Source organism: Achromobacter sp. 2789STDY5608615 (assembly GCF_001298995.1).
GTDB classification, from domain to species: domain Bacteria; phylum Pseudomonadota; class Gammaproteobacteria; order Burkholderiales; family Burkholderiaceae_B; genus Achromobacter; species Achromobacter insuavis.
The window spans coordinates 197,894-223,728 of record NZ_CYTY01000002.1 but is presented as its reverse complement, the minus strand read 5'-3'; the positions used below and the strand labels follow the sequence as shown (position 1 = coordinate 223,728).

At 68.5% G+C, this 25,835-nt stretch carries 21 protein-coding genes and 1 tRNA gene; 11 read left to right on the top strand and 11 right to left on the bottom strand.

The window, feature by feature from the left end; translation table 11 throughout:
* Positions 1-7 precede the first annotated feature (7 nt).
* From AOZ49_RS02630 to AOZ49_RS02605, 6 genes are read right to left on the bottom strand one after another with little or no spacing between them, the layout of a single operon-like run.
* On the bottom strand, positions 8-508 hold the full coding sequence (locus tag AOZ49_RS02630) for a nitrous oxide reductase accessory protein NosL (RefSeq protein WP_054431516.1): 501 nt from the start codon (positions 506-508) through the stop codon (positions 8-10).
* Positions 505-1,335: an ABC transporter permease gene (locus AOZ49_RS02625; protein ID WP_054431515.1), complete on the bottom strand. Its 831-nt coding sequence runs from the start codon at positions 1,333-1,335 to the stop codon at positions 505-507. Before AOZ49_RS02625 ends, AOZ49_RS02630 begins: the two co-directional genes overlap by 4 nt.
* Complete coding sequence (locus tag AOZ49_RS02620) at positions 1,332-2,237, bottom strand: ABC transporter ATP-binding protein (protein ID WP_054474235.1); 906 nt, start codon at positions 2,235-2,237, stop codon at positions 1,332-1,334. The genes AOZ49_RS02625 and AOZ49_RS02620 overlap by 4 nt, the downstream gene beginning before the upstream one ends.
* The gene (locus AOZ49_RS02615) at positions 2,234-3,544 is read right to left on the bottom strand and encodes a nitrous oxide reductase family maturation protein NosD (protein ID WP_054474234.1); all 1,311 of its coding nucleotides are present in this window, start codon (positions 3,542-3,544) and stop codon (positions 2,234-2,236) included. The genes AOZ49_RS02620 and AOZ49_RS02615 overlap by 4 nt, the downstream gene beginning before the upstream one ends.
* Before the next feature lie 5 nt (positions 3,545-3,549).
* Entirely contained in the window at positions 3,550-5,466 is a 1,917-nt protein-coding gene (gene nosZ / locus AOZ49_RS02610; protein ID WP_054460505.1) for a TAT-dependent nitrous-oxide reductase, read from the bottom strand.
* Positions 5,467-5,512: 46 nt separating this feature from the next.
* The gene (locus AOZ49_RS02605; RefSeq protein ID WP_054474233.1) at positions 5,513-7,672 is read right to left on the bottom strand and encodes a NosR/NirI family protein; all 2,160 of its coding nucleotides are present in this window, start codon (positions 7,670-7,672) and stop codon (positions 5,513-5,515) included.
* 383 nt (positions 7,673-8,055) lie between these two features.
* On the opposite strand from AOZ49_RS02605, the gene azu reads away from it, so the two are divergent.
* Complete coding sequence (gene azu, locus AOZ49_RS02600; RefSeq protein WP_054474232.1) at positions 8,056-8,505, top strand: azurin; 450 nt, start codon at positions 8,056-8,058, stop codon at positions 8,503-8,505.
* Positions 8,506-8,516: 11 nt separating this feature from the next.
* Here azu and AOZ49_RS02595 read toward each other — a convergent pair whose 3' ends face one another.
* Positions 8,517-9,899: a dihydroorotase gene (locus AOZ49_RS02595; RefSeq protein WP_054474231.1), complete on the bottom strand. Its 1,383-nt coding sequence runs from the start codon at positions 9,897-9,899 to the stop codon at positions 8,517-8,519.
* 59 nt (positions 9,900-9,958) lie between these two features.
* The gene (locus AOZ49_RS02590; protein WP_054474230.1) at positions 9,959-10,519 is read right to left on the bottom strand and encodes a gamma carbonic anhydrase family protein; all 561 of its coding nucleotides are present in this window, start codon (positions 10,517-10,519) and stop codon (positions 9,959-9,961) included.
* A gap of 197 nt (positions 10,520-10,716) precedes the next feature.
* On the opposite strand from AOZ49_RS02590, the gene AOZ49_RS02585 reads away from it, so the two are divergent.
* Together AOZ49_RS02585 and AOZ49_RS02580 are read left to right on the top strand one after the other, a co-directional pair.
* Positions 10,717-12,300: a TerC family protein gene (locus AOZ49_RS02585; RefSeq protein WP_054431508.1), complete on the top strand. Its 1,584-nt coding sequence runs from the start codon at positions 10,717-10,719 to the stop codon at positions 12,298-12,300.
* Between the two features lie 32 nt (positions 12,301-12,332).
* Positions 12,333-13,196 (top strand): undecaprenyl-diphosphate phosphatase, encoded by an 864-nt coding sequence (locus tag AOZ49_RS02580; RefSeq protein ID WP_054474229.1) that lies wholly within the window; start codon positions 12,333-12,335, stop codon positions 13,194-13,196.
* Positions 13,197-13,285: 89 nt separating this feature from the next.
* Here AOZ49_RS02580 and AOZ49_RS02575 read toward each other — a convergent pair whose 3' ends face one another.
* The 3 genes from AOZ49_RS02575 to AOZ49_RS02565 form a co-directional block, all read right to left on the bottom strand.
* Positions 13,286-14,059 carry a UDP-2,3-diacylglucosamine diphosphatase gene (locus tag AOZ49_RS02575; protein WP_054431506.1) on the bottom strand — a complete coding sequence of 258 codons (774 nt, stop codon included), beginning with the start codon at positions 14,057-14,059 and terminating at the stop codon, positions 13,286-13,288.
* Positions 14,052-14,561, bottom strand: a complete 510-nt coding sequence (locus AOZ49_RS02570; protein ID WP_026382011.1) for a peptidylprolyl isomerase — start codon at positions 14,559-14,561, stop codon at positions 14,052-14,054. Before AOZ49_RS02570 ends, AOZ49_RS02575 begins: the two co-directional genes overlap by 8 nt.
* A gap of 131 nt (positions 14,562-14,692) precedes the next feature.
* Positions 14,693-15,376 (bottom strand): tetratricopeptide repeat protein, encoded by a 684-nt coding sequence (locus AOZ49_RS02565; protein ID WP_054474228.1) that lies wholly within the window; start codon positions 15,374-15,376, stop codon positions 14,693-14,695.
* A 339-nt stretch (positions 15,377-15,715) separates the two neighbouring features.
* Between AOZ49_RS02565 and cysS the strand changes: the two genes are divergently transcribed.
* The 8 genes from cysS to AOZ49_RS02525 form a co-directional block, all read left to right on the top strand.
* Complete coding sequence (cysS, locus tag AOZ49_RS02560; protein ID WP_054474227.1) at positions 15,716-17,170, top strand: cysteine--tRNA ligase; 1,455 nt, start codon at positions 15,716-15,718, stop codon at positions 17,168-17,170.
* A gap of 19 nt (positions 17,171-17,189) precedes the next feature.
* Positions 17,190-17,834, top strand: a complete 645-nt coding sequence (locus tag AOZ49_RS02555; RefSeq protein ID WP_006390361.1) for a DNA-3-methyladenine glycosylase family protein — start codon at positions 17,190-17,192, stop codon at positions 17,832-17,834.
* 36 nt (positions 17,835-17,870) lie between these two features.
* Positions 17,871-18,836: an acetyl-CoA carboxylase carboxyltransferase subunit alpha gene (locus tag AOZ49_RS02550; protein WP_006390360.1), complete on the top strand. Its 966-nt coding sequence runs from the start codon at positions 17,871-17,873 to the stop codon at positions 18,834-18,836.
* A gap of 145 nt (positions 18,837-18,981) precedes the next feature.
* Positions 18,982-19,968, top strand: a complete 987-nt coding sequence (tilS, locus tag AOZ49_RS02545; protein WP_180180184.1) for a tRNA lysidine(34) synthetase TilS — start codon at positions 18,982-18,984, stop codon at positions 19,966-19,968.
* 180 nt (positions 19,969-20,148) lie between these two features.
* The gene (locus AOZ49_RS02540) at positions 20,149-21,414 is read left to right on the top strand and encodes an aspartate kinase (protein WP_054431502.1); all 1,266 of its coding nucleotides are present in this window, start codon (positions 20,149-20,151) and stop codon (positions 21,412-21,414) included.
* 88 nt (positions 21,415-21,502) lie between these two features.
* Positions 21,503-21,595: transfer RNA gene (locus AOZ49_RS02535), tRNA-Ser, on the top strand.
* Positions 21,596-21,814: 219 nt separating this feature from the next.
* Positions 21,815-24,592 carry an ATP-binding protein gene (locus AOZ49_RS02530; RefSeq protein WP_054474226.1) on the top strand — a complete coding sequence of 926 codons (2,778 nt, stop codon included), beginning with the start codon at positions 21,815-21,817 and terminating at the stop codon, positions 24,590-24,592.
* Positions 24,589-25,835: EAL domain-containing response regulator (locus AOZ49_RS02525; protein ID WP_156355566.1), on the top strand; the 1,247-nt coding region annotated here is incomplete at its 3' end. The genes AOZ49_RS02530 and AOZ49_RS02525, both read left to right, overlap by 4 nt.

Here is a 25,835-nt window from a genome sequence, read left to right as displayed (position 1 = left end):
GGCCGCGCTACTGGGCGAAGACATAGGCTTCCGGAACCTCGGCATAGGCCACGACGCGGCCGCCGTGCGCCCGGGCGAAGGCCTCGGCGGGCGCGCGCAGCGAGAACGGCATGGCGTCTTCGGCGCCCATGCCGCCGACGAAGCGGCCCTCGATGACGTAGAACGCCTGGCGCGCGTCGATCCAGGCGGCCGGATCGGGCGCGCCGTCCGGCCCGGCGGTGGCCATGTCGTTCACGTAGATCGCGGTGATGGCCTTGGGCTCCTCGGGCAGCAGGGTGTAGGCGAACACCTGCTTGATCGACGAGAACCAGACCGGCGCCGGCCGGCCCTTGATGAAGATCTGTCCTTTCGGGCCGGCGTGGTCGGCCAGGGCCATGCCGCAGTAGTGGCCGACCGATTGCGACGTGACCGGCTGGGGCGGCGGCGGGGCGGCGGGCGCGGCGCCGTCGCCGCAGGCGGTCACGGCCAGCAGCGCGGCCAGGCAAAGGGAAAGCAGCAGGGGTCTCATAGCGGCCGGTTCCTGAACGAGGCGATTGCCAGCAGGAAGGGCGCGGCGATCCACAGCAGCAGCGCCGCCACCAGCGCGGGCACGGGCAGGCTGGCCTGGTCGCTCACGCCCGCCATGCCGGCGTACAGCGAAATGTTCTCGAAGCCCGTCAGGTTGAGCAGGCGGTAGACGTCGGAGGGGTTGAGCAGCAGCAGCGCGTTGAGCAGGCCGGGACTGACGTGGCGGCCCTGGTCGGCCGCCAGCAGGCCCAGCAGCGCCATGTCGTAGATCACCACGAAGAACAGCCACACGCCGACGGCGATGCCGGCCGCGGTGGCGCGTTCGCGCACCCGCGTGCTGATGAGGTAGCCCATGGCCAGGAAACTCGCGCCCAGCAGCACGCTGGCGCCGATCAGCAGCGCGAACGGCTGCCAGGCGGCCGGGTCCAGGCCGCCATAGGCCCATTGCAACGCCAGGCCGGCCGAGCCGTAGCCGGCGCCGGTGGCCAGCGCCAGGATCGCCAGGTGGCCGATGAACTTGCCCACCAGCACCTGCCAGCGTGCCACGGGGTAGCTCAGCAGCAGGGCCATGGTGCCGCGGTCGACTTCGCCGACCACCGCGTCGTAGGCCAGCAGCATGGCGATGAGCGGCACCAGGAAGATCGACAGGCTCGACAGGCTGACCACGGTGACGGTCAGCGGGTCGGCCTTGACGGTGCCGGTCGGCGAACTGCCCAGCAGGCCCAGGGCCAGCGCCAGCGCGCCCAGCAGCAGGGCGGTGGCGAGCACCCAGCGGTTGCGCAGGCCGTCGCGGATTTCCTTGCCGATGATGGTGCAGACGGCGTTCATATGTCTTCCCGTTCAAGCAGGTGGGCGTAGATGTCGTCCAGGCTGGGGGCCTGGATGTCGAGGTCGGCGATGGGCGCGGCGATGGCGCCGATGCCGCGGATGGCGTCGACCTTGTCGCGTTCCAGGCAGGCCAGTTCGTAGCGGCAGGCGTCGAGGCGGCGCCACGGCCGCGCCAGCACCGTGCCGGTCTGCGGCGCGGCCAGTGTCAGCCGGATGCGGATGGGCAGCCCGGTGGACTGGCGCAGCGCCGACATGGCGCCGTCGGCGATCTTCCGGCCGGCCTTCATGACGATGATGCGGTCGGCGTGGCCGGCCAGTTCCGACAGCGCATGGGTGCTGAGCAGGACGGTGGCGCCGGCGGCGCGCAGCTCGTGGACGATGTCGTAGAACATCAGGCGCGAGGCCGGGTCCAGCCCGGTGGTCGGTTCATCGAACAGCAGCACGCGCGGCTCGCCCAGCAGGGCCTGGGCCAGCGCCAGGCGTTGCCGCATGCCCTTGGAATAGCCGCCCACGCGGCGGTGGGCGGCGCCGGCGATGCCGACCCTCTCCAGCAGCGCGGGGTTGCCGGACAGCGGCCGGCGCTTGAGCCGGGCGTAGAACGCCAGCGTCTCCACGCCGGTCAGCGAGGGATGCAGCGCGACGGTTTCCGGCAGGTAGCCGATGCGGTCGCGCAGGCGTGCGGCGGCGCGGCTGTGGGCGTCTTGGCCGAACAGCGTGACGCGTCCGTGGGTGGGGCGGATCAGCCCCAGCACCAGCTTGATCAGCGTGCTCTTGCCGGCGCCGTTGTGGCCGGCCAGCGCCACGCACTCGCCTTGGCGCAGTTGCAGGTCGAGGCCGTCGATGGCGCGCTGCGCGCCATAGTGCTTGCTGACGCCGGCCAGCGTCACCAGGTCGGTATTCATGGAGTCTCCTTGGCGCGGGTGGCGGGGCGCGGCGGCGGCTGCATCAGCGGCGCGCTGTCGATGACGCCGCCCGGCAGGATGGCGGGAAATTGGGATTGGGCCCAGCGCACGATCGAGATCGAGGGGCTGTTGAGCAGGATGCGCGCGGCCGGCGCGCGCCACAGCAGCTGGTCGACCACGTCGTTGGGCCGGTAGGCGGTGTCGGCGATGCCGTCGCCGTCCAGGTCGAAGGCGGTGTTGTCGCTCCAGTAGTTGCCGCGGCCGTTCACCGCCCAGTCGAGCGTGCGGGTGCCGACGTACTTCACCTGGTTCTTGTTGTTCAGGAAGGCGTTGCCCGAGATCTGGTTGCCGTCCGACCCGGCGGTGTAGTGCACGCCGATCTCGCAGTTGGCGAAGCGGTTGTCGAGGAACGCGTTGTGGTTGGCGTTGTAGATGAACACGCACTTGCCGGCGCCATCGACCGTGTTGCCGGTGATGCGCGACTGGTTGGCGTAGTTCAGCATCAGGCCCTGCTCGCGGCTGTCGCGCGCGATGTTGCCCTGCACCACCAGGCGGTGCGAATACATGATGGCGTAGGCGATATCGTTGCCGCTCGAGACGTTGCCGCTGATCTCGCTGTCATTGGTGTACATGTAGTGGACCGCGTAGCGCAGGTCGTGGAAGTAGTTGCCGCTGAAGGTGTTCTGCTTGCTGGTGTTGACGAAGATGCCGTCGCGGCCCGCGGAGATGTCGTTGTCCAGCACTTGCGTGCCGGGCGTGTTCCACAGCGTGACGCCGTTGCCGCGCTCGGCCACGCGCAGCTCGCGGTTGCCGACGATGCGGTTGCCGGTCACCAATGCGTCATTGGGGCCCCACACGTGCACGCCCACCAGGTTGTCGAGGATGTCGTTGTGTTCGACCCGCGCGCGGTGCGCGCCGCGGTCCAGGAACACGCCGGCGTCCATGTCCGACAGGCTCAGCCCCGAACGCGTGACGGTCAGGTTGCGCAGCGTTACGTCCTCGGCCTTGACCCACAGCGTGCGGCCCCGGCGCGTGCCGGCGATGACGGCGGCGCGGTCGGGCGGCCCTTGCAGGGTCAGGGGCTTGTCGATGACGATGCCGCCGGTGTAGCTGCCGGGCGCCAGCACCAGCACGTCGCCGGGCTGGGCCGCGGCCACCGCCGCGGCCAGGTCCGCGCCCGCGGCGATGGCCACGGTGGCCGCCGCGCCGGCGGGCGCCCAGCCGAGCAGGCTCCCCAGCGCGGCCAGCGTGGCCAGCACGGCGGCGGTCCTCCTGCCGCCCCGGGTCAGGTTCGCGATGCACGTCATGGGCGTTACGCCGTCTTCTTGGGCAGGACCACCAACTGGCCGGACATTTCCATGTGCAGCGCGTGGCAGAACCACTGGCAGTAGTACCAGTGCACGCCCGGCCGGTCCGCCGTGAACGTCACCGACGAGGTCGCCTGGGGTCCGATTTCCATGGCGATGCCGTGGCCTTCGAGCGTGAAGCCGTGCGTCAGGTCTTCGATCACCTCCATGTTGGTGACCACCACGGTGACCTCGTCGCCCTGGTTGACCTCGATCCGCTTGAGGCTGAACATCGGCGCCACCGCCATCATGTAGACGCGCACCTTGTTGCCGTCGCGCACGATCTTGGCGGCGTCCTCCAGCGTGACGCCGTCCTTCTTGGCCATCTGGCGCGCGTCTTCCCACATGGGGTCGTCGCGTTTCCAGATGCTGATGGGATGGACCTTGGAGCGGTGCACCAGGCACATGTCGTGCGGCTCGGCGAAGCTGGGGCCGTCATGCACGAGCTTCATGGTGTCGCCGGAGATGTCGATGAGCTGGTCGTTCTCGGGCTTGAGCGGGCCGACGTTCAGGAAGCGATCCTTCGAGAACTTGTTCAGCGACACCAGCCACTTGCCGTCGGCCTCGCGCGTCTCGCCCATGGTGGAGTGGTTGTGGCCGGGTTGGTAGTGCACGTCCAGCTTCTGGATGATCGGGTCGACCTTCTCGCCCTTGTAGGCGCGCTTGGCCAGGTCGATGTTCCACTTGACCATCTGGCTGTCGATGAACAGCGTGGTGTAGGCGTTGCCGCGGCCGTCGAAGGCGGTGTGCAGCGGGCCCAGGCCCAGCTGCGGTTCGGCCACCACGCAATCGCGCGGCTTGATCTTGTCGTCGAACAGGTCGTCCAGCGTGCGAACGTCCAGCACGGTCACCGTGGGCGACAGCTTGCCGTTGAGCACCAGGTGGATGCCGTCGGGCGCGGCGTTGCAGCCGTGCGGCGAGTTCGGCACCGGGATGTAGCGGGTGTACTTGGAGCCGTGGCGGCCGTCGATCACCGGCACGCCGCCCATCATCTTGAAGTCGCCCTTCTTGACGGCTTCCTCGATGCGCTTGATGTTGAACACCACCACCCAGTCCTGCTCGTTGGCGGAGGCTTCCTCCACCGTCAGGCCTTTCTCCGAGTTGTAGCAGGTCGAGAAGGAATACTTGCCCTGGTAGTCGGCGTCGCCGTTGTCGAGGTTGCCGTCCACCAGCACCTGCCAGGCGACCTTCATGGTGTCGCCGTCCAGCGCGGTGTAAATGGCGAAGAAGTTCTTCTTGGGATCGTCGGTGACCTTGCCGTCGTTGGGCAGCGGGATGATGTGCTCGCCGTTGGCGAAGACGTAGCCGGTGCGCGGATAGCGCTGCGGCCGCAGGCCGTGCACGCCGGACACGTTGGGCAGCTCGGTGATCTTGTCGGTCTTCATCACGTCCAGGCGGATGCGGGCGACGCGGTTGTTGGCCTTGTCGTTGATGAAGAGGTAGCGGCCGTCGTAGGTGCGGTCGGTGAACGACAGATGCGGGTGGTGGGCGTCGCCATTCAGGAACACGCCGCCCTTGTCCTTGAGGTATTCGCGGGTCTCGGGCGTCAGGCCTTCGGTGAGGATCTTGCGGCTTTCGTTGGTGCGGCCCCAGCCGGTGGCGCTGCAGTGGTTGAAGACCGGGATGCGCACCAGTTCGCGCATGGAAGGCAGCCCCAGCACGCGCACTTCGCCCGACTGGCCGCTGGAGTTGAAGGCATAGTATTCGTCCAGCTCGCCCGGCGCGACGTGGCCGCTCTGGCCGGCGGCGCCGGCCTTGGCGTCCTTGCCGTGGGCGGTGGACAGCTGCGCGCCGCCCACCAGGCCGGCCGCGCCGGTGATGGCGGCGGTTCCCAGGAAGCTGCGGCGGCTCAGGCCGGTTTTGTCGGGGTTCTTGTCGGACATGGGTAACTCCTCGATAGGAACGGCGTCTCGCGCCGCGGAACGGAAATCAGGATTCGGAGGTCGCGGGCGCGTTCGGGTTGGGCGCGCGGTGCAGCACCACCTCCTGCACCGCGGGCTCGCTGTCGGCGGCGCGGCGTCGCTCGCGCTTGCCGTGCTGCTGGATCAGGTGCGGGCACTTTTGCTTGTGGTGGTAGAGCATCTGGCAATGCAGGCACTGGATGCACTCGTTCGGGTTGATCTCGCCGGTCGGCTCGATGGCTTGAACCGGGCATTCCTTGGCGCAGTGTTGACAGGGGTTGCCGCAGTCGCGGTAGCGGCGCAGCCAGTCGAAGATGCGCAGCCGCGCCGGAATCGCCAGGGCCGCGCCCAGCGGACAGAGGTAGCGGCAGAAGAAGCGTTCGATGAACAGGCCCGCGGCCACCAGCGCCACCGCGAACAGCACGAACGGCCAGTCGCGCAGGAAGCGCAGGATGATGGCGGTCTTGAAGGGTTCGACCTCGGCCAGCCGCTCGGCCAGCGCCAGGTCGTACAGCGAGAAGCCGAACAGCACCAGGAAGATCACGTACTTCAGGGTCGACAGGCGCTGGTTGACGCCGTGGCGCACCGTGACCTGGCGCAGCCCCAGGCGCTTGGCGACGCGGTTGGCCAGTTCCTGCAGCGCGCCGAACGGGCACAGCCAGCCGCAGAAGGCGCCGCGGTTCCAGAACACCATCGAAATGGCGGTGGCGCACCACAGGATGAACACCAGGGGATCCATCAGGAAGTAGTCCCAGCGGAAGTCGGTGCGCAGCGCCGAGAAGAACGTCAGCACGTTGACGATGGACAGCTGGGCCTGGCCGTACCAGCCGATCCAGAACAGCGCGAAGGCCAGGAACGCCAGGCGCAGCCGGTCATGCAGCAGCGGCCGGCTGGTCAGCTGGTCCTGGAAGAAGAAGATGCCCACCAGCACCAGCAACGCCGCCGTCAGGATCGCCACCTGCACGGCCTTGCCGCGCCAGATCTGCTGCCACAGCGCGGGCGGGGCGGCGTCCTCGGCCGTCGCCTCGGGGGCCGGCGCCGACGCGGCCGGCGCGGCGCGGGTATAGCGGTCGGGCAGGGTGTACGGCAGGTCGAAGGTGACGAAGGCCTTGTCCGACACGCTCAGCACGCGCTGCACCATCAATTGCAGCCGCCACGGCTTGACCGGGTCGAACGCGGCGTCCTCCGGCACCACGAACAGCGCCACTTCGCGCAGGGCCGGCGCACCCTGCGCGGCGACGTCGGCCAGGCGCTGGTGATTGCGGTCGCGGAAGCGGAAGCTGCCTTCGTCCTGGATGATCTCGATGCGGTCGAAGATGCCGCCGCGCACGTAACCCGAGCCCTTGAATGAATAAGCGCCATTGCCCGCCACCAGGATGGCCTGCTGGCCGGGCTTCAGGCGTTCCTTCAGGCGCTGCCATTCCACATCGCCGAGCAGGCTGCGGCCGACCGACGGCACGCTTGCCAGCGCCACGTACAGGTCGATGAAGACGTCGTCGTCGGCCGCTTCCTGGCCGCGTTCGGCGGCGTCCTGCCGGCCCGATTCGCGGAACACGCGGTTGACGTCCTCGGGCGCCAGGCGCAGGTTGCGCACCGCGCCGGCGTCGAGCAGGGCCTGCCACGATTCGACCGCGTCGCGGGTGTCATCGATCTGGCGCGCGGGCGCGGTGGCCGCCGTGGCGGCGGGCGTGGCGCTGGCGGCGCCGGCGCCATCCACGCCGTAGGCGCGCGCCACCGCGATGGCCGAGCGCGTGATGCTGTCGCCAATCACCATGAGGGTGACAGTGGCGCCGCTGATGATGTCCACCGGCGGCGGCGCGCCATGACGCGGCGGGCTGTCGATGAAGTTCAGGCCGACGTAGCCCTGGATGAAGTGATCGACCTTGGCTTGCGGAATGCCGATCAGCACGATGGGCTCGTGATGCTCCACCAGCCTGGCGCCGACGATGCGGCCGTTGTCCGCCAGCGCCACCAGCACATCGATGGGCTTGCTGGAATAGCCGCGGGTGTTGACCACGTCGGAGGTCAGGTAGATGCGGCCCAGGGCGCGCTCGCCGGCATAGGCGCGCGCGGTCATCGGTTTGCCCTCGGGCGGGCCGACGCGATCGGCGCCGGGGAAGGGGTCGGCGATGGAAACCGTCTTCAGGAAGTCGGGCAGCCGCTGCGCCTGGACGGCGTTCGCGCACAACGTACAGCACAGCAGGAAAATTGAAATGAAGACCAGGATGAAAGGGGGGAATGCGCGATGTGTGCCGCGATGTGTCCCGTGATGTGCCCCGCAACGTGCCCCGTAATGTGCCGCCTGACTGCCGCGCATGCTTCGACTCTTTGTTGGTGTAGGTTTGCAGCCATCCTACGAATCGATGCGCGGGTCCACGTTGCGGTTTGTCAAGATCGTCGGCGTAATCAGTAATACCCCTATTGACCATAGGGCTGTGCGCAGGTAAGCGCGCTTCGCTTGACGCGCATCAAGCGGCTTGCCGGGTCCCCCTCCTAGACTGGTGCGCGGTGGCGTTGCGGGCGGAGTCCGGCAACGCGCAGATACACCGTTCAGTCATCGGAGAAGATTCAATGCTTGCCAAAACCACCCTGGCCATCCTGCTGTCGGCCGCCAGCCTGCCCGCGCTTGCCGCGCAATGCGAAGCCACCGTCGAAAGCAACGACGCCATGCAGTACAACGTCAAGGAAATCGTCGTCGACAAGAGCTGCAAGCAGTTCACCGTGCACCTGAAGCACGTCGGCAAGATGGCCAAGGTCGCCATGGGCCACAACCTGGTGCTGACCAAGGACGCCGACAAGCAGGGCGTCGCCACCGACGGCATGGGCGCCGGCCTGGCGCAGGACTGCGTCAAGGCGGGCGACACCCGCGTCATCGCCCACACCAAGGTTATCGGCGGCGGCGAATCCGATTCGGTCACGTTCGACGTGTCCAAGATCGCCGCGGGCGAGAACTACGCCTACTTCTGCTCCTTCCCCGGCCACTGGGCCATGATGAAGGGCACGCTCAAGCTGGGCGGTTGAGTCCGTCTCTTTCAGGAGTCGAGGGGCGCGGAGGCGGGCGCAACCTCCAGGAACCGCAGCGGCTGTCCTTGCGGCGGCGCGTCGGCCAGGGCCTCATCGCGCACGACGGCATGACCGCGCACGACGGTGTGAATGGGCCAGCCCGTGACGCGCAGGCCGTCATACGGCGTCCAGCCGCTGACGCTGGCGATCCAGGCGTTGTGGATGGTGCGGCGCGCCTGGAGATCGACGATGCTGAAATCGGCGTCATCGCCCAGCGCGATGCGGCCCTTGCCTTCGATGCCGAACAGGCGCGCCGGGCCGGCGCTGGTCAGGTCCGCCAGGCGCGGGAGGCTCAGGCGGCCGGCATGCACGTGGTCGAGCATCAGGGGCAGCAGGGTCTGCACGCCCGTCATGCCGCTGGGGGACTGCGGATAGGGCCTGGCCTTCTCTTCCAATGTGTGCGGCGCGTGGTCGCTGCCGATGACATCGACCACGCCGTCACGAATGGCCTGCCACAGCGCATCCTGGTGGCGCTGCTCGCGCACCGGCGGATTCATCTGCGCCAGGCTGCCCAGCCGTTCGTAGCAGTCGGGCGCGTGCAGCGTGAGGTGATGCGGCGTGACTTCGACGCTGACGCGCCGCTTGTGCCCGGCCAGGAAGGCGATCTCCTCGGCGCTGGAGACGTGCAGCACGTGCAGCCGCCGCCCGGCTTCGGCCGCCAGGCGCACAATGCGCCGCGTGGCCATCAGCGCGCTTTCGACGTCGCGCCAGTGAGGGTGCTGGCGGATGTCGCCGCTGGCCTGCACGATCGATTTGCGCTCGCGCAGCCGGGCCTCGTCCTCGGCATGCACGGCCATGCGGCGGCGGCCGTGGCGCAGGATGCGGCGCAGTACGTCGGTTTCATCGGCCAGCAGATCGCCGAAGGAACTGCCCATGAAGACCTTGACGCCAGCACAGCCGGGCAGGTCTTCCAGCTCGGCCAGTCGCTCGGCATTGACCGCGGAACCGCCGATATAGAACGCATGGTCGCACCAGGCGCGGCCACGCGCCGCATCGAGCTTGACCTGCAAATCGACGGCCGTGAGCGTCAGCGGGCTGGTGTTCGGCATTTCGAAGATGCTGGTCACGCCGCCCAGCACCGCGCCGCGCGTGCCGGCTTCGAGGGTTTCCTTGTGGGTCAGGCCGGGTTCGCGGAAATGCACCTGGCTGTCGATGACGCCGGGCAGGACATGCAGGCCGGCCGCGTCCAGCGTGGCGTCCGCGCGCCAGTCGCCCAGGCTGCCCAGCGCCACCACGCGGCCGTCGCGCGCGGCGATGTCGATGCGCGCCATCGCGCCGCCCGGCAGCAGCACGATGCCCCCGCGCACCAGCAGGTCGGCCTGCCGTCGGGAGGGTTGCCCGGCGTCGATCATGCGGAGGTTTCCTGGCGCGGCGTGAGGGGGAAGGGCTTGGCCGATGGGTGTGCCGTCATTCAAAACTCGTTCTGGATGTTCTTGTAGCCATGCACCAGCGCATTGTTGGTGCGCGCCACGTCTTCGGAAAACTCGCTGGCCGCGGCGGGCACCTGCGGCAGCGACGCCAGATCGGTGTCCGGGCCGATGCGCTCGGTCGATCGCACGTAGAAGCCCGGCGGCAGGCGGACGCCATCGACCACCGCGTTGTAGCGCACCACGCAGCCGTCCTCGACCGTACAGTTGAACAACACGCTGTTGAAGCCGATGAACACGCCGTCGCCCACCGCGCAGGGGCCGTGCACGATGGCGCGGTGCGCGATCGACGTGCGCTGGCCGATGCGCACGCGCGCGCCCGACTTGGAATGGATCACCACGCCGTCCTGGATGTTGGAGTGCGCGCCGATCACGATCGGGTCGATGCGGCCCTGCGCGTCCATCTCGTCGGCGCGGATGACGGCATAGGGGCCGATGAAGACGTTTTCCTCCACGATGACCGGGCCGCAGAGAATGGCGGTGGGATCGACGAAGGCGCTGGGGTGGATCTGCGGCAGGTCGCCGCGCGGGTTCTTGCGGATCATGGGAGGCCTTGACGATGAGCCGGGTGCGTTTAAATGAAATGTTATAATATAACAATATTGATCGAAAGCGCCCGCTCAAAAAGCGCCGGAGATGGGGATGCAAACCTCGCCCATCCGTCATCCGCACGACCCGTGTCACCGGCGTGTCACGCATTTTCCGGGTACGATTACCGGTCGTGTAACTTCTGGAGCTCCTGATGGAGTGGCTGCTGGACCCCGCTGCGTGGGTCGGCTTGCTTACCCTGGTCGTCCTTGAGATCGTCCTGGGAATCGATAACCTGATTTTCATCGCCATCCTGGCGGACAAGCTGCCCCCGTCGCAACGCGACCGCGCGCGCATCCTTGGCCTCAGCCTGGCGCTCGTCATGCGGCTTGGCCTGTTGTCGGTCATGTCGTGGCTGGTCACCCTGACCACCCCCCTGTTTTCGGTCGGACCGCTGGCGCCCTCCGGGCGCGACCTGATCCTCATGGCCGGCGGTTTCTTCCTGCTGTTCAAGGGCACCATGGAGCTGCATGAGCGCCTGGAAGGCGGCCAGCATGGCGGCTCTTCCGGACCGCGCGTGTACGCCAGCTTCTGGGTCATCGTCACGCAGATCGTGGTGCTGGACGCGGTGTTCTCGCTGGACTCGGTCATCACCGCGGTCGGCATGGTGGACCACCTGGCCATCATGATGATCGCCGTGGTCATCGCCATCGGCATCATGCTGCTGGCCTCCAAGCCGCTGACGCGCTTCGTCAACGCCCACCCGACGGTGGTGGTGCTGTGCCTGGGCTTTTTGCTCATGATCGGCTTCTCGCTGCTGGCGGAGGCCTTCGGCTTCAAGGTGCCCAAGGGCTACCTGTACGCCGCCATCGGCTTCTCGGTGGCGATCGAGGCGTTGAATCAGCTGGCGCGCCGCAACCTGCTCAAGCTGGACGCGCGCCGTCCGATGCGCGAACGCACCGCCTCGGCGGTGCTGCGCATGCTGGGCAAGCGCCCGCCGGCCGACGAACCCGACCTGCCCAGCGCCGACGGCCCCGCCATCCCGGCCTTCGGCGTGGAAGAGCGCAACATGGTCAGCGGCGTGCTGACCCTGGCCGAACGCTCGATCCGCTCGATCATGACGCCGCGCACCGACGTGTCGTGGATCAACATCGACGACGACCCCGACACCATCCGGCGCCAGATCACCGAGGCGCCGCACAGCTTCTTCCCGGTCTGCCGCGGCTCGCTCGACGAGGTGCTGGGCATCGCCCGCGCCAAGGACCTGGTGGCGGACCTGATCACCGAGGGCCGGGTGCGCCGCAACCGCCTGCGCGACCCGATCATCGTGCACGAGGCGATCGGCATCCTGCGCCTGATGGACACCCTCAAGCGCTCGCGCGGCCAGCTGGTGCTGGTGGCCGACGAGTTCGGCGCCATCGAGGGCCTGGTGACGCCGATCGACGTGTTCGAGGCCATCGCCGGTGAATTCCCCGACGAGGACGAACTGCCGGACATCGTCGCCGACGGCCCCAACATCTGGAAGATTGACGGCGCGGCCGACCTGCACCATGTCGAACAGGTGCTGGAAACCGAGGGCCTGGTCGACGACGCGCAGGACTTCTCCACCCTGGCGGGCTACCTGCTGTCGCGCTTCGGCCACCTGCCCAAGCCGGGCGACGTCTGCGAATACGAGATCCACCACGACCATTTCCGCTTCGAAGTGCTGGAAATGGACGGTCGCCGCATTGCCCTGGTGCGCGTCGAGAAGCGCGCGCCCGAGCCGCTCGACGAAGACGCGTCGCTGACTCATGACTAGCCTCCGACATTGCCCCAAGGAACTCCGCCATCGTGACTGACTCCACGCTCTATCTCATCAAGGCCTTCATCCTCGGCATCGTCGAGGGGCTGACCGAATTCATCCCGGTTTCCAGCACCGGCCACCTGATTTTGATCGGCGACTGGATCAACTTCGAGTCCAGCCAGGGCAAGGTGTTCGAGGTGGTGATCCAGCTGGGGTTGATCCTGGCGGTGATGTGGATCTTCCGCGCCCGGCTGCTGCAGCTGATCCGCGGCACGCTGACCGGCGTGGCGAGCGAGGTGGCCTTCACCCGCAACCTGCTGATCGCCTTCCTGCCGGCGGCGGTCATCGGCGCCATTTTCATCAAGTCCATCAAGCAGGTGTTCTACCACCCCGGCGTGGTGGTGGTGACGCTGGTGCTGGGCGGCCTGATCATGCTGTACGTGGAGCGCCGCACCCGCCACACCCCCGGGGACGTGCCGGGCGCGGCCGACGACACCGCCTCGGACGAGCGCGCCACCGCCCGCACCCTGGAACAGATCACCTGGAAGCAGGCGCTGGGCGTGGGCGTGGCGCAGTGCCTGGCCATGATCCCCGGCACCTCGCGCTCGGGCGCCACCATCATCGGCGGCATGATCGCCGGCATCCAGCGCAAGACGGCCACCGAGTTCTCGTTCTTCCTGGCCATGCCGACCATGCTGGGCGCGGCCGTGTACGACATGTACAAGAACATGGACCTGCTGACCCAGCACGACCTGTCCGGCATCGCCGTCGGCTTCGTGGCGGCCTTCCTGAGCGCCATCGTGGTGGTGCGCGCGGTGCTGCGCTTCGTCGCCAACCACACCTATCGCGTGTTCGCCTGGTACCGCATCGTGTTCGGCGCCATCGTGGCGGCCTGGATCTTCACCCGCTGAAGGCCGGGGCCCCGCCGCCAGGAGGGCAAAAAGAAAGGGCCGCGCATGACGCGGCCCTTTGCTTGGGGCGGACAGGGCGGGCGCGCCGCCTAGTCGGCCGTTTCCAGGTCGTAGAACTCCAGTCCGTCGCGGTCGATGACCAGCCAGCCGCCGCGCGGCGGCGACACGTGGTCACAGTCCCAGTCCGGCAGCACCCAGCGTTCGCGTTTCGCGCCGTCGACCTCCAGCACGTGGCGGGCGGGGCGGTGCGTGTGGCCGTGCACCATCAGCGTGACGCCGTGGTCGCGGAAGGCCTGCTCGACGGCGCCGGCGTTGACGTCCATGATCTCCATGGACTTGGCCTGGTTGGCCATCTGGCTTTCGCCGCGGGCCTGCTGCGCCATCGCCAGGCGCTCGGGGATGGTCTTGGCCAGGAACTCGGCTTGCCATTGCGGGTTGCGCACCATCTGGCGGAACTGCTGGTAGGCAGCGTCGTCGGTACAGAACTCGTCGCCGTGGGTCAGCAGGATGTCGCCGTAGTCGGTCTGCAGCAGCGCCGGCTCGGGCAGCAGCCTGGCGCCCACCGCGGCGGCCAGTTCCTCGCCGATCAGGAAGTCGCGGTTGCCGCGGCCCAGCCACACCGGAATGCGGCCGGCCGTGGCGCGCAGCGCCGTCAGCGCCGTGGCCAGCCACGGCGGCGCGGCGCGGATCACGTCGTCGCCGATCCAGGCGTCGAAGATGTCGCCCGGCAGCAGCAGGGCGGCGGCTTCTTCCTCGGCCGCCTGCAGGAAGGCCAGGAAGGCCTCCGAGGTGGCCGGCGTGGCCGGCCCCAGGTGCAGGTCGGAGGCCAGCCAGATCGGACCGGACAGGACGATCTTATTCAAGAACTTCGGCCTTCTCGATGATCACGTCTTCGTTCGGCACGTTCTGGTGGAAGCCCTTGTTGCCGGTCTTCACGCCCTTGATCTTGTCGACCACGTCGGTGCCTTCGGTGACGCTGCCGAACACGGCGTAGCCCCAGCCGTTCGGCGTGGGCGCGGTGAAGTTCAGGAAGTCGTTGTTCGAGACGTTGATGAAGAACTGCGCGGTGGCCGAGTGCGGGTCGCTGGTGCGGGCCATCGCCAGGGTGTACTTGTCGTTCTTCAGGCCGTTGTTGGCCTCGTTCTCGATCGGGGCATGGGTCTGCTTCTGCTTCATGCCGGGCTCGAAACCGCCGCCCTGGATCATGAAGCCGTCGATCACGCGATGGAACACCGTGCCGTTGTAGAAGCCTTCCTTGACGTAGGTCAGGAAATTCTCGACGGTCTTGGGCGCCTTGGCGGCGTCCAGGGTGATGACCATGTCGCCTTGGTTGGTGTGAAGCTTGACGCGGGGATTGGTGCTCATGGCTTTTGTGCCTTCAGAGGTGGAGTTGGAGGGGGCGGCCGCGGGCGCGGCGCTGACGAGCGCCGGAGCAAACGCCAGCGCGAACGAGCACGCCGTCAGGCGCAGCAGGTGAAGAGGGGAGTAGCGAGACATCATTTGTGTTGCCTATCCTTCAGCATGGTTTCGACTTCGCGGGCCTTGTCCTGCATGCCCGGCACGCCTTCGCCGGCGGCCTGCTTGTAGGTGCGCAGGGCCTGCAGCAGTTGCAGGTCGCCCAGGTTGGCGCGCGCGGCGGCGTAGCCCGGGTCGGCGCGCAAGGCCATTTGCAGGGCGTCCTGCGCTTTTTCAAGTTCGCCCCGGCTGGCATATAGAGCCGCCAGGTTGTTCCAAGGTTCCGGCAGCTCGGGGAAGCGGGTCGTCATCTCGGTGTAGATGTCGATGGCCTCGGCCTTGCGGTCGAGCGCGGCCAGGGCGCGGGCGTGCTGGAACATCAGCTGCACGTCGGTGCCGCGCTGGTCCTTGATCTCGGCTTCGCGCTTTTCGATCATCGCCAGCGCCTCGGCGTTGTCGCCGCGGTTCAGCAGGCGTTCGATGTGGGTGGTGATCTGCGAGGCGGACGGCTGCAGCCGCGTGTCAACGCTGGGTTGCACCGACTTGAGCACGTTCGACAGGCCTTCCCAGCCGCCTTCGGGCGGGATGGGGTCGAGGGTGGTCCGGTTGGCGTTCGGGTTCTCGCCCGAGCCGCCGGCCATGGACTGGGCGTAGGCGCCGGCGAGCGGCGATCCGGCCAGGGCCAGGGCGAGCAGGGTGACGCAAAAACGCGGCTTGATAGTCACGTGGGCATCCGTTAAAAGTCGTGGCCGGCCGGCGCTGACGCGCGCGGCCGGGCCGCTTGCTATACTTGACGACCGCCATTTTAGCCTTGGTTGGGTTTTTGGCTCGACAATCGCTCGACAATAGGCGAAACCAATGAGTAAAACCCTCGGTTGGGGCGGACCCGTTGGTTGGAGCGGACCCGTTGGTTGGGGGCGGACGCTGAGGGACGCGAATCCCGGGCGAATCCCGCGCAACATCCCGAGCCACCCCGACCAGGACGGCAAGTCCCGAAGGTATCGTCCTTCGGGCGCAACTTTTTCCGCGGCCGCCACGGAAAGAACAGGACCATCACAAGCGCCATGCTGCAAATCTACAACACGTTATCGCGTACCAAAGAACCGTTCAAGCCGGCCCAGGCCGGTCAGGTGCGCATGTACGTGTGTGGCATGACCGTGTATGACTTCTGCCACCTGGGCCATGCCCGCATGCTGGTGTCGTTCGATGTGGTGCAGCGCTGGCTGCGCGCCAGCGGCCTGGCGGTCGATTACGTGCGCAACATCACGGATATCGACGACAAGATCATCCGCCGCGCGGTCGAGACCGGCCGCCGCATCGGCGAGGTCACCGAGTTCTACATCGCCGCCATGCACGCCGACGAGCGCGCGCTGGGCGTGGACTCGCCCGACCGCGAGCCGCGCGCCACGCAGTACGTGGGCGAGATGCTGGACATCATCGGCAAGCTCGAACAGAAGGGCCTGGCCTACCGGGCCGACGACGGCGACGTGAACTACGCCGTGCGCGGCTTCGAGGGCTACGGCAAGCTGTCCGGCAAGACCCTCGACGACCTGCGCGCCGGCGAGCGCGTGGCGGTGGGCTCGGCCAAGCGCGACCCGCTCGACTTCGTGCTGTGGAAGTCGGCCAAGGAAGAAGAGCCGGCCGACACCAAGTGGGAATCGCCCTACGGCCTGGGCCGCCCGGGCTGGCACATCGAGTGCTCGGCCATGAGCAAGTCGCTGCTCGGCCTGCCGCTGGACATCCATGGCGGCGGTCCCGACCTGAAATTCCCCCACCACGAAAACGAGATCGCCCAGACCGAGGGCGCCTTCGGCGGCGTGCTGGCCAATATCTGGATGCATTGCGGCCCGCTGATGGTCGATTCGGACAAGATGTCCAAGTCGCTCGGCAACTTCCGCACCATCCGCCAGACCATCGCCCAGGGCGAGCCGGCGGCCGACGTGGCCGACTACCGCGTCAACCCGCGCGAAGCCGAGATGGTGCGCTTCTTCATCGTGCGCAACCACTACCGCAGCCCGCAGAACTACACGCCGGACAACCTGGTCGACGCCCAGAACGCGCTCGACCGCCTGTACCAGGCGCTGCAGAACGTGGCGGCCGACGACCAGGGCGTCGACTGGAACGAACCCCAGGCGCAGGCCTTCAAGGCCGCCATGGACGACGATTTCAACAGTTCGGGCGCGGTCGCGGCCCTGTTCGAGCTGGCCTCCGAGGCCAACCGCGGCAAGAGCGCCCGCAGCGCCGGCCAGCTCAAGGCCCTGGGCGGCCTGCTGGGCCTGCTGCAGCAGGATCCGGCGACGTACTTCCAGTCGGCCACCCGCTATTCGGCGGCCGGCATGGAGCAGGGCGCGCGCGCCGAACTCGACGCCGCCGCCATCCAGGCCCTGATCGACGCCCGCGCGGCCGCCAAGGCGGCGCGCGACTTCGCGGCGGCCGACCGCATCCGCGCCGAGCTGCGCGAGGCCGGTATCGAGCTCGATGACAAGCCGGGCGGCCTGACGCAGTGGCGTCGAGCCTGATCTCCTGGATACGCCAGACATGTCCATCGCAGATACCGACATTCCCAAGCCGGATTATTGGGAAGCCGCCGTCGCCCACCTGATGCGGCGCGACCGCATCCTGAAAAAGATCATTCCCCAGCACCCCGAGGTCTGGCTGACGTCGCGGGGCACGCCGTTCGTGACGCTGGCCCGCGCCATCATCGGCCAGCAGGTCTCGGCCAAGGCGGCCGATGCCGTCTGGGACAAGTTCCTGGAAGCCGCCGGCAAGCGTCCCACGCCGGTGGCGGTGCTGCGCGTCGGCCTGGAAGGCCTGCGCGCGGCCGGCCTGTCGCAGCGCAAGGCCGAATACGTGCTGGATCTGGCGGTGCATTTCGGCGAACGCCGGGTGCACCCCGAGAAATGGGCGGCCATGGACGACGAGGCCGTCATTTCGGAATTGACCGCCATCCGCGGCATCGGACGCTGGACGGCGGAGATGTTTTTGATTTTCAATCTGCAGCGGCCCGATGTTCTGCCGCTGGATGATCCTGGGTTGCTCAAGGCAATCTCGCTACACTATTTCAGCGGCGAGCCTGTCTCGCGCTTCGAGGCTCGCGAAGTCTCGTTGGCGTGGCAACCCTGGCGTACCGTGGCAACCTGGTATCTGTGGCGCAGTCTGGAACCGACGCCGGTCCAATACTGACGCAATCCAGGTCGCCCATCTACGGAACCACACTACATGCGCAATACATTTCTGGAATTTGAACAGCCGCTCGCCGAGCTTGAGAACAAGATCGAGCAGCTGCGCTATGTGCAGGCCGATTCGGCGGTGGACATCTCCGACGAGATCGGACGTCTGCAGCAGAAGAGCCAGTCGCTGGCCAAGGAAATCTACGCCAAGCTCACGCCTTGGCAGACGGCGCTGGTCGCCCGCCACCCCCAGCGTCCCTACACGCTGGACTACGTGCGCGAAATCTTCACCGACTTCCACGAACTGCACGGCGACCGCATGTACGCCGACGACCAGTCCATCGTGGGCGGCCTGGCGCGCTTCAACGGCTCGCCCTGCATGGTGATCGGCCACCAGAAGGGCCGCGACACCAAGGAGCGCGCCGCGCGCAACTTCGGCATGCCGCGTCCGGAAGGCTACCGCAAGGCCCTGCGCCTGATGCGCCTGGCCGAGAAGTTCGGCATTCCCGTGTTCACCTTCGTCGACACCCCGGGCGCCTATCCCGGCATCGGCGCCGAGGAACGCGGCCAGTCCGAAGCCATCGGCCACAACCTGTACGCCATGGCCGAGCTGAAGGTGCCCGTGATCGTCACCATCATCGGTGAAGGCGGTTCGGGCGGCGCGCTGGCGATCGCCGTGGGCAACGCGGTGCTGATGCTGCAGTACGCCACCTACGCGGTGATCTCGCCCGAAGGCTGCGCCTCGATCCTGTGGCGCAGCGCCGACAAGGCGCCCGAGGCCGCCGAGGCGCTGGCCATCATCGCCCCGCGCCTGAAGGACCTGGGCCTGGTCGACCGCGTCATCAACGAACCCGTGGGCGGCGCGCACCGCGACCCGCGCGTCATGGCGCGCCTGCTGCGCCGCGCGCTGGGCGACGCCCTGCGCCAGCTGCAGGGCCTGACGCCCGAGCAGCTCGTGGAACAGCGCGTGCAACGCGTGCTGTCCTACGGCGCCTTCCAGGAAGTGCGCGCCTGAGCGATGCGCGCGCGCCGGCCTGCGCCGGCGCCGCGGCCGCCACCGGCCCGCGCCCGCCGCCATGACATCCCCGTCCCCCGCGCCCGTTTCATCCGCCGGGGGGACTGCCTTCCCCCATCCCGTCTCGATTGACCTGATCGCGGCCCTGCGCCGCGCCCTGCAGGCCCTGCCGCAACCGCCGGGGCGTTTCGCCGTGGCCGTCAGCGGCGGCGCCGATTCGGCCATGCTGGCGCTGCACGCGGCCGCCGTGGCGCGGGAACTCGGCGCCGGCGTGGTGCTGCTGCACGTGCACCATGGCCTGCAGGCCGCCGCCGACGGCTGGCGCGATCAGGTTCAGGCGCTGGCCGGCCTGCTGGGGCTGCCGCTGCGGCAGGCCCGGGTCGAGGTCGACGCGGCCGGCGGCAAGGGCATCGAGGCCGCCGCCCGCGACGCCCGCTACGCCGCGCTGGCGCGGCTGGCCCACGAAGAGGGCATCGGCCTGGTGCTGCTGGCGCATCACCGCAACGACCAGGCCGAGACCGTCCTGCTGCGCCTGCTGCGCGGCACCGGGCTGGCCGGCATGGCGGCCATGGCGCCGCTCACATCGCGTGACGGCCTGGCCTATCTGCGGCCGTGGCTGGAGCAGGACCGCGAGACGATCCTGCAGGCCGCGCGGCAATTCGCCGACGCCAGCGGCTGGCAGCCGGTGCAGGACCCGACCAACGCCGATCCGCGCTACACCCGCGCCGCGCTGCGCGAACTGCTGGCGCCGGCGCTCGATGCGCGCTGGCCCGGCTGGCGCGGCATCGTCGCCCGCCATGCTCGGCACATGGCCGAGGCCGGCGAGATCCTGGACGAGGTGGCGCGCGAGGACTTCGCCGCGCTCGAGCCCGATGTGGACGGCGTCAGCTTTTCGCTGGCGGCCTGGCGCCAGCTGTCGCCGGCGCGCCAGGTCCATGTGCTGCGCCACTGGCTCGAACGCAATGGCGCCCGCATGCCGACCGAGGCGCGCATGAACGATCTGCTGCGCCAATTGCGCGGGCTGCACAGCCTGGGGCATGACCGCCAGCTGCGGGTGGAGCAGGCCGGCCACGTGGTGCGCTGCCATCGTGGGCGCGTCTGGATCGAGCCGCGGCCGGCCCCGGCGCCCTGACGCCGCGCGAAAAACGCCGGCCAGCGCGGTCAAATCCCCAGCAAAACGACATTTTTCCTGAAAAAACGACCGTTCCCTGGAAAGAAAATTCCATGGCCTGCGCAAATTTTCACCGTCGGGATAGAATATGAGGTTTTGCCCGTCAACACTCTTGCGGCGGGTCCCCAGCCAGAGTACGAGATGTCCCTGATCGTTCATAAATATGGCGGTACTTCGATGGGCTCGGTCGAGCGCATCCGGAACGTGGCGCGACGCGTCGCGAAGTGGCACGCTGCCGGCCACCAGGTTGTCGTGGTGCCGTCGGCCATGGCAGGCGAAACCAATCGCCTGCTGGGCCTGGCGCGCGAGATTACGCCCCAGCCCGACGCGCGCGAGCTCGACATGATCGCCGCCACCGGCGAGCAGGCTAGCAGCGGCCTGTTGGCCATCGCGCTGCAAGCCGAAGGCGTCGCCGCCCGCAGCTACGCGGGCTGGCAGGTGCCGGTGCGCACCGATTCGTCGTTCACCAAGGCCCGCATCACCTCGATCGACGACGCCCGCATCCGCGGCGACCTCGACGCCGGCCGCGTGGTCATCGTCACCGGCTTCCAGGGCGTGGACCCTGACGGCCACATCACCACCCTGGGCCGCGGCGGCTCCGACACCTCGGCCGTGGCCGTGGCGGCGGCGCTCAAGGCCGATGAATGCCTGATCTACACCGATGTGGATGGCGTCTACACGACCGATCCGCGGGTGGTGCCCGAAGCGCGCCGCATGGCCGTCGTTTCCTTCGAGGAAATGCTGGAAATGGCCTCGCTGGGCTCCAAGGTCCTGCAGATCCGCTCGGTCGAATTCGCCGGCAAATACCGTGTGCCGACGCGGGTGCTGTCCTCGCTGACCGACCCGCTCATCCCGCTCGACGAAGAAATGCGTTCGGGCACGCTGATTACTTTTGAGGAAGACGAAAAAATGGAAGCCGCCGTTGTCTCCGGCATCGCCTTCAGCCGCGACGAAGCCAAAATCACCCTGTTGGGCGTGCCCGACAAGCCCGGCATCGCCTTCTCGATCCTGGGCCCTGTCGCCGCCGCCAACATCGACGTCGACATGATCGTGCAGAACCAGTCCGTGGCTGGCACGACCGATTTCTCGTTCACCGTGAACCGCAACGAGTTCGCGCGCGCCGTCGACCTGCTCAAGCGCGAAGTCATCCCCGCCGTGGGCGCGCGTGAACTGTCGACCGACGAGAAGGTCGCCAAGGTCTCGATCGTCGGCATCGGCATGCGCTCGCACGTCGGCGTGGCCAGCCTGATGTTCCAGACGCTTTCGCAGGAAAGCATCAACATCCAGATGATCAGCACCAGCGAGATCAAGACCTCGGTCATCATCGACGACAAGTACATGGAACTGGGCGTGCGCGCGCTGCACAAGGCCTTCGGCCTGGACCAGGCGCCCGCCGCCAAGGCCTGAGCGACGCAGGTCCGGCACGGTTTTTTTCACGTCCGCGGCATCGCGCGGGCAATAGTGTAAAAAGTCGTGCTAGAATCTCGTTCTCTTCGGAGATGTGCCCGAGAGGCTGAAGGGGCTCCCCTGCTAAGGGAGTATGTGGCTAAAAACTGCATCGTGGGTTCGAATCCCACCATCTCCGCCAGATTTCCAGCCTGGCATGCCAGGCTGGTAAGAAACCCGCAGAACGCAAGTTCTGCGGGTTTTTTCTTTGCGCGCGCGATTCATCGCGCGACGGGCCGGCGCCGCGCCGGCTTTGAGAAAATTCTTGGTTTTGGCGGTAGGACGGAATTCTATGATCGGCGGCATGATCCTAGACCCCCGTACCCGGGAAGCCCCGACGGCGGCGGCGCCTGGACTGTCCATGCTTCTGCTGCACCTGTTCGCCGTCGCGCTCGCGGCCTGCATCCTGGTGGGGACCGCGCTGTACGCCTACGGGGCGTTCACCGCCGAAGTCTCGAAGTACCGCCGCCGCATGAATGCCGGCGCCTACAACGCCCAGCTGTATTTCGACCAGCGCGAGGCCCTGCTGCGATCCGTGGCCGCCTCGACCGTGCGCAACAGCCGCCGCTTGCCGTTGTCGCAGACGCCGCAAACGCTCGGGCCGTCCGGCCAGATCAGGGTGGCGCCGCTGGCCGATGCCGGCGGCGCTTTTGAATGGGCGTTGATCCTCACGCCGCGCGACCGCGTCAACGTGGCGCAATTGCGCGCCCACGTGGTCTATGTTTCGCCGTCCGGCGGCGCGGCCGCGCGGCTGGCGCTGCCGGCCGATGGCGGCGTCACGCCGATGTCCGCCGACATCGCCCGCTGGCTGGCGCAGGCGCTAAGGCTGCGCAGCGCGCGGCCGGGGCCGGACGGCCGCACGCCGATCGTCTGGCTGCGGCCGCCGATGGATCCGGCCAATCGCCTGTTCCTCTATACGCCGGCCGACGTCGCGGGCGAGGAGCGCACCTGGATCGGACTCGAGGTCGGCGGCCTGGGCGCGGTGGTGGACCCGGCGGAGTGCGCCAGCGGCGGGGCCAGCTACGCGCTGTATGACGGCGACGGCGCCATGGCCCTGCATGGCGGCAAGCTGCCGCCGCGGGTCGAGGAGACGCCGGCCTACCTGTCGCGCGATTCGTTCCGCCTGCGCGGCGCGGGCTGGTGGCCGCAGACCCTGGTGCTGGTCAAGTCGGTGGGCGAGGCGGGTTGGCGGCTGGCCTATTACGTGCCGATCAGCGACCTGATCGAGGATGGCGCGCCGGCGTTCCAGGCGGCCGCCGGGGTGGCGTTGGCGCTGCTGCTGGCGGTGCTGCTGGCGGTGCGCCATCTGCGCCACCGGCTGGTGAAGCCGGCGCAGCGGCAATATGCGGCGCTGGTGGACAGCGTGGCGCTCAATCGCAAGATCGTCGAGGTGGCGCCGGTCGGGCTGTGCCTGTTGCGGCGCGCCGATGGCGCCGTGCTGTTGTCGAACGCCGCCGCGCACCAATGGCTAGGCGAGCGCGACCACTGGCGCGAAACGCTGCTGCGGGCGGGCGCCGAAACCGGCGGCGAGGAATGCACGCTGGAGAACGGCCGCAGCGCCTACGTGGCGTTCGCCGCCACCACCTATCAATCCGAGGACGTCGTGCTGTGCGGCATCAGCGACATCACGGCGCAGAAGAAGGTCGAGCACGCGCTGCGCCAGGCCAAGCTGGCCACCGACCAGGCCAGCGCATCGAAGGCGATGTTCTTCGCCACCATCAGCCATGAAATCCGCACGCCGCTCTACGGCATCCTCGGCACGCTCGAACTGCTGGCCATGAGCGGCCTGAGCGCGCCGCAGCGGCAGTACCTGGACACGATCCAGCAGTCCTCGTCGACGCTGCTGCGCACCATCAACGGCACGCTGGACCTGTCGCGCATCGAGGCGGGCCGCGAGGAACTGGAGATCGGCGCGTTCTCGCCGGCCGAGCTGGTCGAGCAGGTGGTGGCCAATTACGCGGCGCGCGCCGCGGCCAAGGGGCTGACCCTGTACGCGCTGACCGAGGTCGGGATGCCGATGACGTTGCGCGGCGACGCGGTGCGCATCCAGCAGATCCTCAACAATCTGGTCAGCAACGCGGTCAAGTTCACCGAGGCCGGCCGCGTGGTGCTGCGCGCCTGCGTCGCCGCCACCGGCGAGCCGGGGCAGGTGCGGCTGCGGTTCCAGGTGGCCGATACCGGCCCGGGCATCCGCGAGGACCACCGCGCGCGCTTGTTCGAGCCGTATTTCCGTGTCCCGGCGGGGCAGGGCAGCGACAGCGGCGGCACCGGGCTGGGGCTGACGATCTGCCGGCGCCTGTCCGACCTGATGGGCGGCGGGCTGTCGGTGGTCAGCGAGGAAGGGCTGGGCACCAGCATCGCGTTCTGCCTGACGCTGGCCGCGGACGAAGCCGTCGGCGCCGCGCCGGTCACGCTGGCGCCGCGGCCGGTGTATGTCGACGGCGCGGTGCCCGAAGTGGTCGACAACGTGCGCGGCTGGCTGAGCGCGTGCGGCGCGGTCGCGCTGCCGTACCGCCAGGCGGGCGATGCCGCCGGGCCGGCGGACGCGGTGCTGGTGCGGACCTGGCCGCCGTCAACGCCGGCGCCGCCATGGCGGCAAAGGCAGGTCAGGGTGTGGGCGCCCGGCGCGAGCCAGGACGCCTTCATGGTCGACGCGGCCGATGGCGTGGCGAGCGCGTCCGATCCGGTCAGCATCTGCCGCGCCGTGCGCATGGCGCAGGACGGCGCCGAGCCCGGCGCGCCCGGCGTGGCGGGGGGAGCCTCGCGCCCGCTGGAGCTGCGGGTGCTGGTGGTCGAGGACAACGCCATCAATCAGCGGATCCTGCGCGAGCAGCTGGAACACCTGGGCTGCGCGGTGACGCTGGCCAGCCAGGGCGACGAAGCCCTGCGGCAGTGGCGCGCGCAGCCATTCGACCTGGTGCTGACCGACCTGAACATGCCCGTCCTGGACGGCTACCAGCTGGCGCGGGCGCTGCGCGACGCGGGCCACGCCGGCCCGATCATCGGCCTGACGTCGGGCTCAAGCGCCGAGATCGCGCAGCGCGGGCTGGCCGCGGGCATGGACCAGGTGCTGGGCAAGCCGCTGCCCTTCCTGGTGCTGGCGCAGACCCTGCATGGGATCGCGAAGGAGCCGACATGACCTCGCTGGCCGCCTGCCGGGCGCTGGTCCTGGACGATCATCCGCTGCAGTGCCTGTCGCTGCGCGACCTGCTGCGACAGGCCTGCGTCGGCCACGTCGACACCGCCGAGAGCGCCGCCGCCGCGCTCGAATGCCTGCGCGACGCGCACTACGACCTGGTGCTGACGGACATCCGCATGCCCGGCATGGACGGCGCGCAGTTCATCCGCGAACTGGCCGGACTGACGCAGCCGCCGATGCTGGCGGTCGTCACCGGATGTGGGCGTGCGCTGGCCAACAGCATCGGCTTGATGGCCCGTGAAATCGGCCTGCCGCTGCTCGGCGTCTTCGTCAAGCCCGTCACGGGCGAACAGATCGCCGGCATCGCGGCGCAGTGGCTCGACCGGGTATCGGGGCGGGCCGCGGCGCGGCCCGATGGCGCGGGCTACGCGCCGACGCGCGACGAGGTGGCGGCGGCCTTGCGCGACGGCGCCATCCAGGCCTGGTTCCAGCCCAAGCAGTCGCTGGCGTCCGGCGCCATCGTCGGGGCCGAGGCGCTGGCGCGCTGGCGCCATCGCGACCAGGGCCTGTTGCTGCCGGGCGCGTTCCTGCCGGCGGTGCGCCGCCACGGCCTGGAGCACGAACTGCTGATCCGCATGGTCGACGACAGTCTCGCGGCCAGTGGCGCCTGGCGCCGCGCCGGCTTTCGCATTCCGGTGTCGATCAACCTGCCGGTGCGGCTGCTGGACCGGCCGCGACTGCCGGATGAATTGCTGCAGCGGGTCGTCGGGCAGGGCCTGGCCGCCGAGGACATCACCTTCGAACTGCTGGAAGACGACATGACGGTGGCGCCGGGCAATTATCATATGGGCGCCAGCCGGCTGCGGCTGCAGGGCTTCGGCCTGGCGCAGGACGATTTCGGCAAGGGCTACAGCTCGCTCTACAGCCTGATCTCGACGCCTTTCACCGAATTGAAGATCGACCGCGCCTTCGTCCACGGGGCACCCGGCGACGAGGCCCGCGCGGCCGCGTTGCGGTCCGCGGCGCAGCTTGGACGGCAACTGGGGCTGCGGGTCACCGCCGAAGGCGTCGAGACCGAGGAAGAACGGCAATTGCTGCGACGCATCGGCTGCGATTGCGCGCAGGGCTTCCTGATCTCGCCCGCGGTGCACCCGACGGCGTTCAGTGCGCTGCTGGGCGCGCAGCCCCTTTCCAACCTCCCGATTCCTCCCGTGAATCCCCGCGATCCGCATGAGCCGGTCCA

Bases quoted from the DNA above. Each gene is read 5' to 3' on its own strand.
- AOZ49_RS02630 (WP_054431516.1), bottom strand. From the start codon at position 508: ATGAGACCCCTGCTGCTTTCCCTTTGCCTGGCCGCGCTGCTGGCCGTG.
- AOZ49_RS02625 (WP_054431515.1), bottom strand. From the start codon at position 1,335: ATGAACGCCGTCTGCACCATCATCGGCAAGGAAATCCGCGACGGCCTG.
- AOZ49_RS02620 (WP_054474235.1), bottom strand. From the start codon at position 2,237: ATGAATACCGACCTGGTGACGCTGGCCGGCGTCAGCAAGCACTATGGC.
- AOZ49_RS02615 (WP_054474234.1), bottom strand. From the start codon at position 3,544: ATGACGTGCATCGCGAACCTGACCCGGGGCGGCAGGAGGACCGCCGCC.
- nosZ (WP_054460505.1), bottom strand. From the start codon at position 5,466: ATGTCCGACAAGAACCCCGACAAAACCGGCCTGAGCCGCCGCAGCTTC.
- azu (WP_054474232.1), top strand. From the start codon at position 8,056: ATGCTTGCCAAAACCACCCTGGCCATCCTGCTGTCGGCCGCCAGCCTG.
- AOZ49_RS02595 (WP_054474231.1), bottom strand. From the start codon at position 9,899: ATGATCGACGCCGGGCAACCCTCCCGACGGCAGGCCGACCTGCTGGTG.
- AOZ49_RS02590 (WP_054474230.1), bottom strand. From the start codon at position 10,519: ATGATCCGCAAGAACCCGCGCGGCGACCTGCCGCAGATCCACCCCAGC.
- AOZ49_RS02585 (WP_054431508.1), top strand. From the start codon at position 10,717: ATGGAGTGGCTGCTGGACCCCGCTGCGTGGGTCGGCTTGCTTACCCTG.
- AOZ49_RS02570 (WP_026382011.1), bottom strand. From the start codon at position 14,561: ATGAGCACCAATCCCCGCGTCAAGCTTCACACCAACCAAGGCGACATG.
- cysS (WP_054474227.1), top strand. From the start codon at position 15,716: ATGCTGCAAATCTACAACACGTTATCGCGTACCAAAGAACCGTTCAAG.
- AOZ49_RS02555 (WP_006390361.1), top strand. From the start codon at position 17,190: ATGTCCATCGCAGATACCGACATTCCCAAGCCGGATTATTGGGAAGCC.
- AOZ49_RS02550 (WP_006390360.1), top strand. From the start codon at position 17,871: ATGCGCAATACATTTCTGGAATTTGAACAGCCGCTCGCCGAGCTTGAG.
- AOZ49_RS02540 (WP_054431502.1), top strand. From the start codon at position 20,149: ATGTCCCTGATCGTTCATAAATATGGCGGTACTTCGATGGGCTCGGTC.
- AOZ49_RS02530 (WP_054474226.1), top strand. From the start codon at position 21,815: ATGCTTCTGCTGCACCTGTTCGCCGTCGCGCTCGCGGCCTGCATCCTG.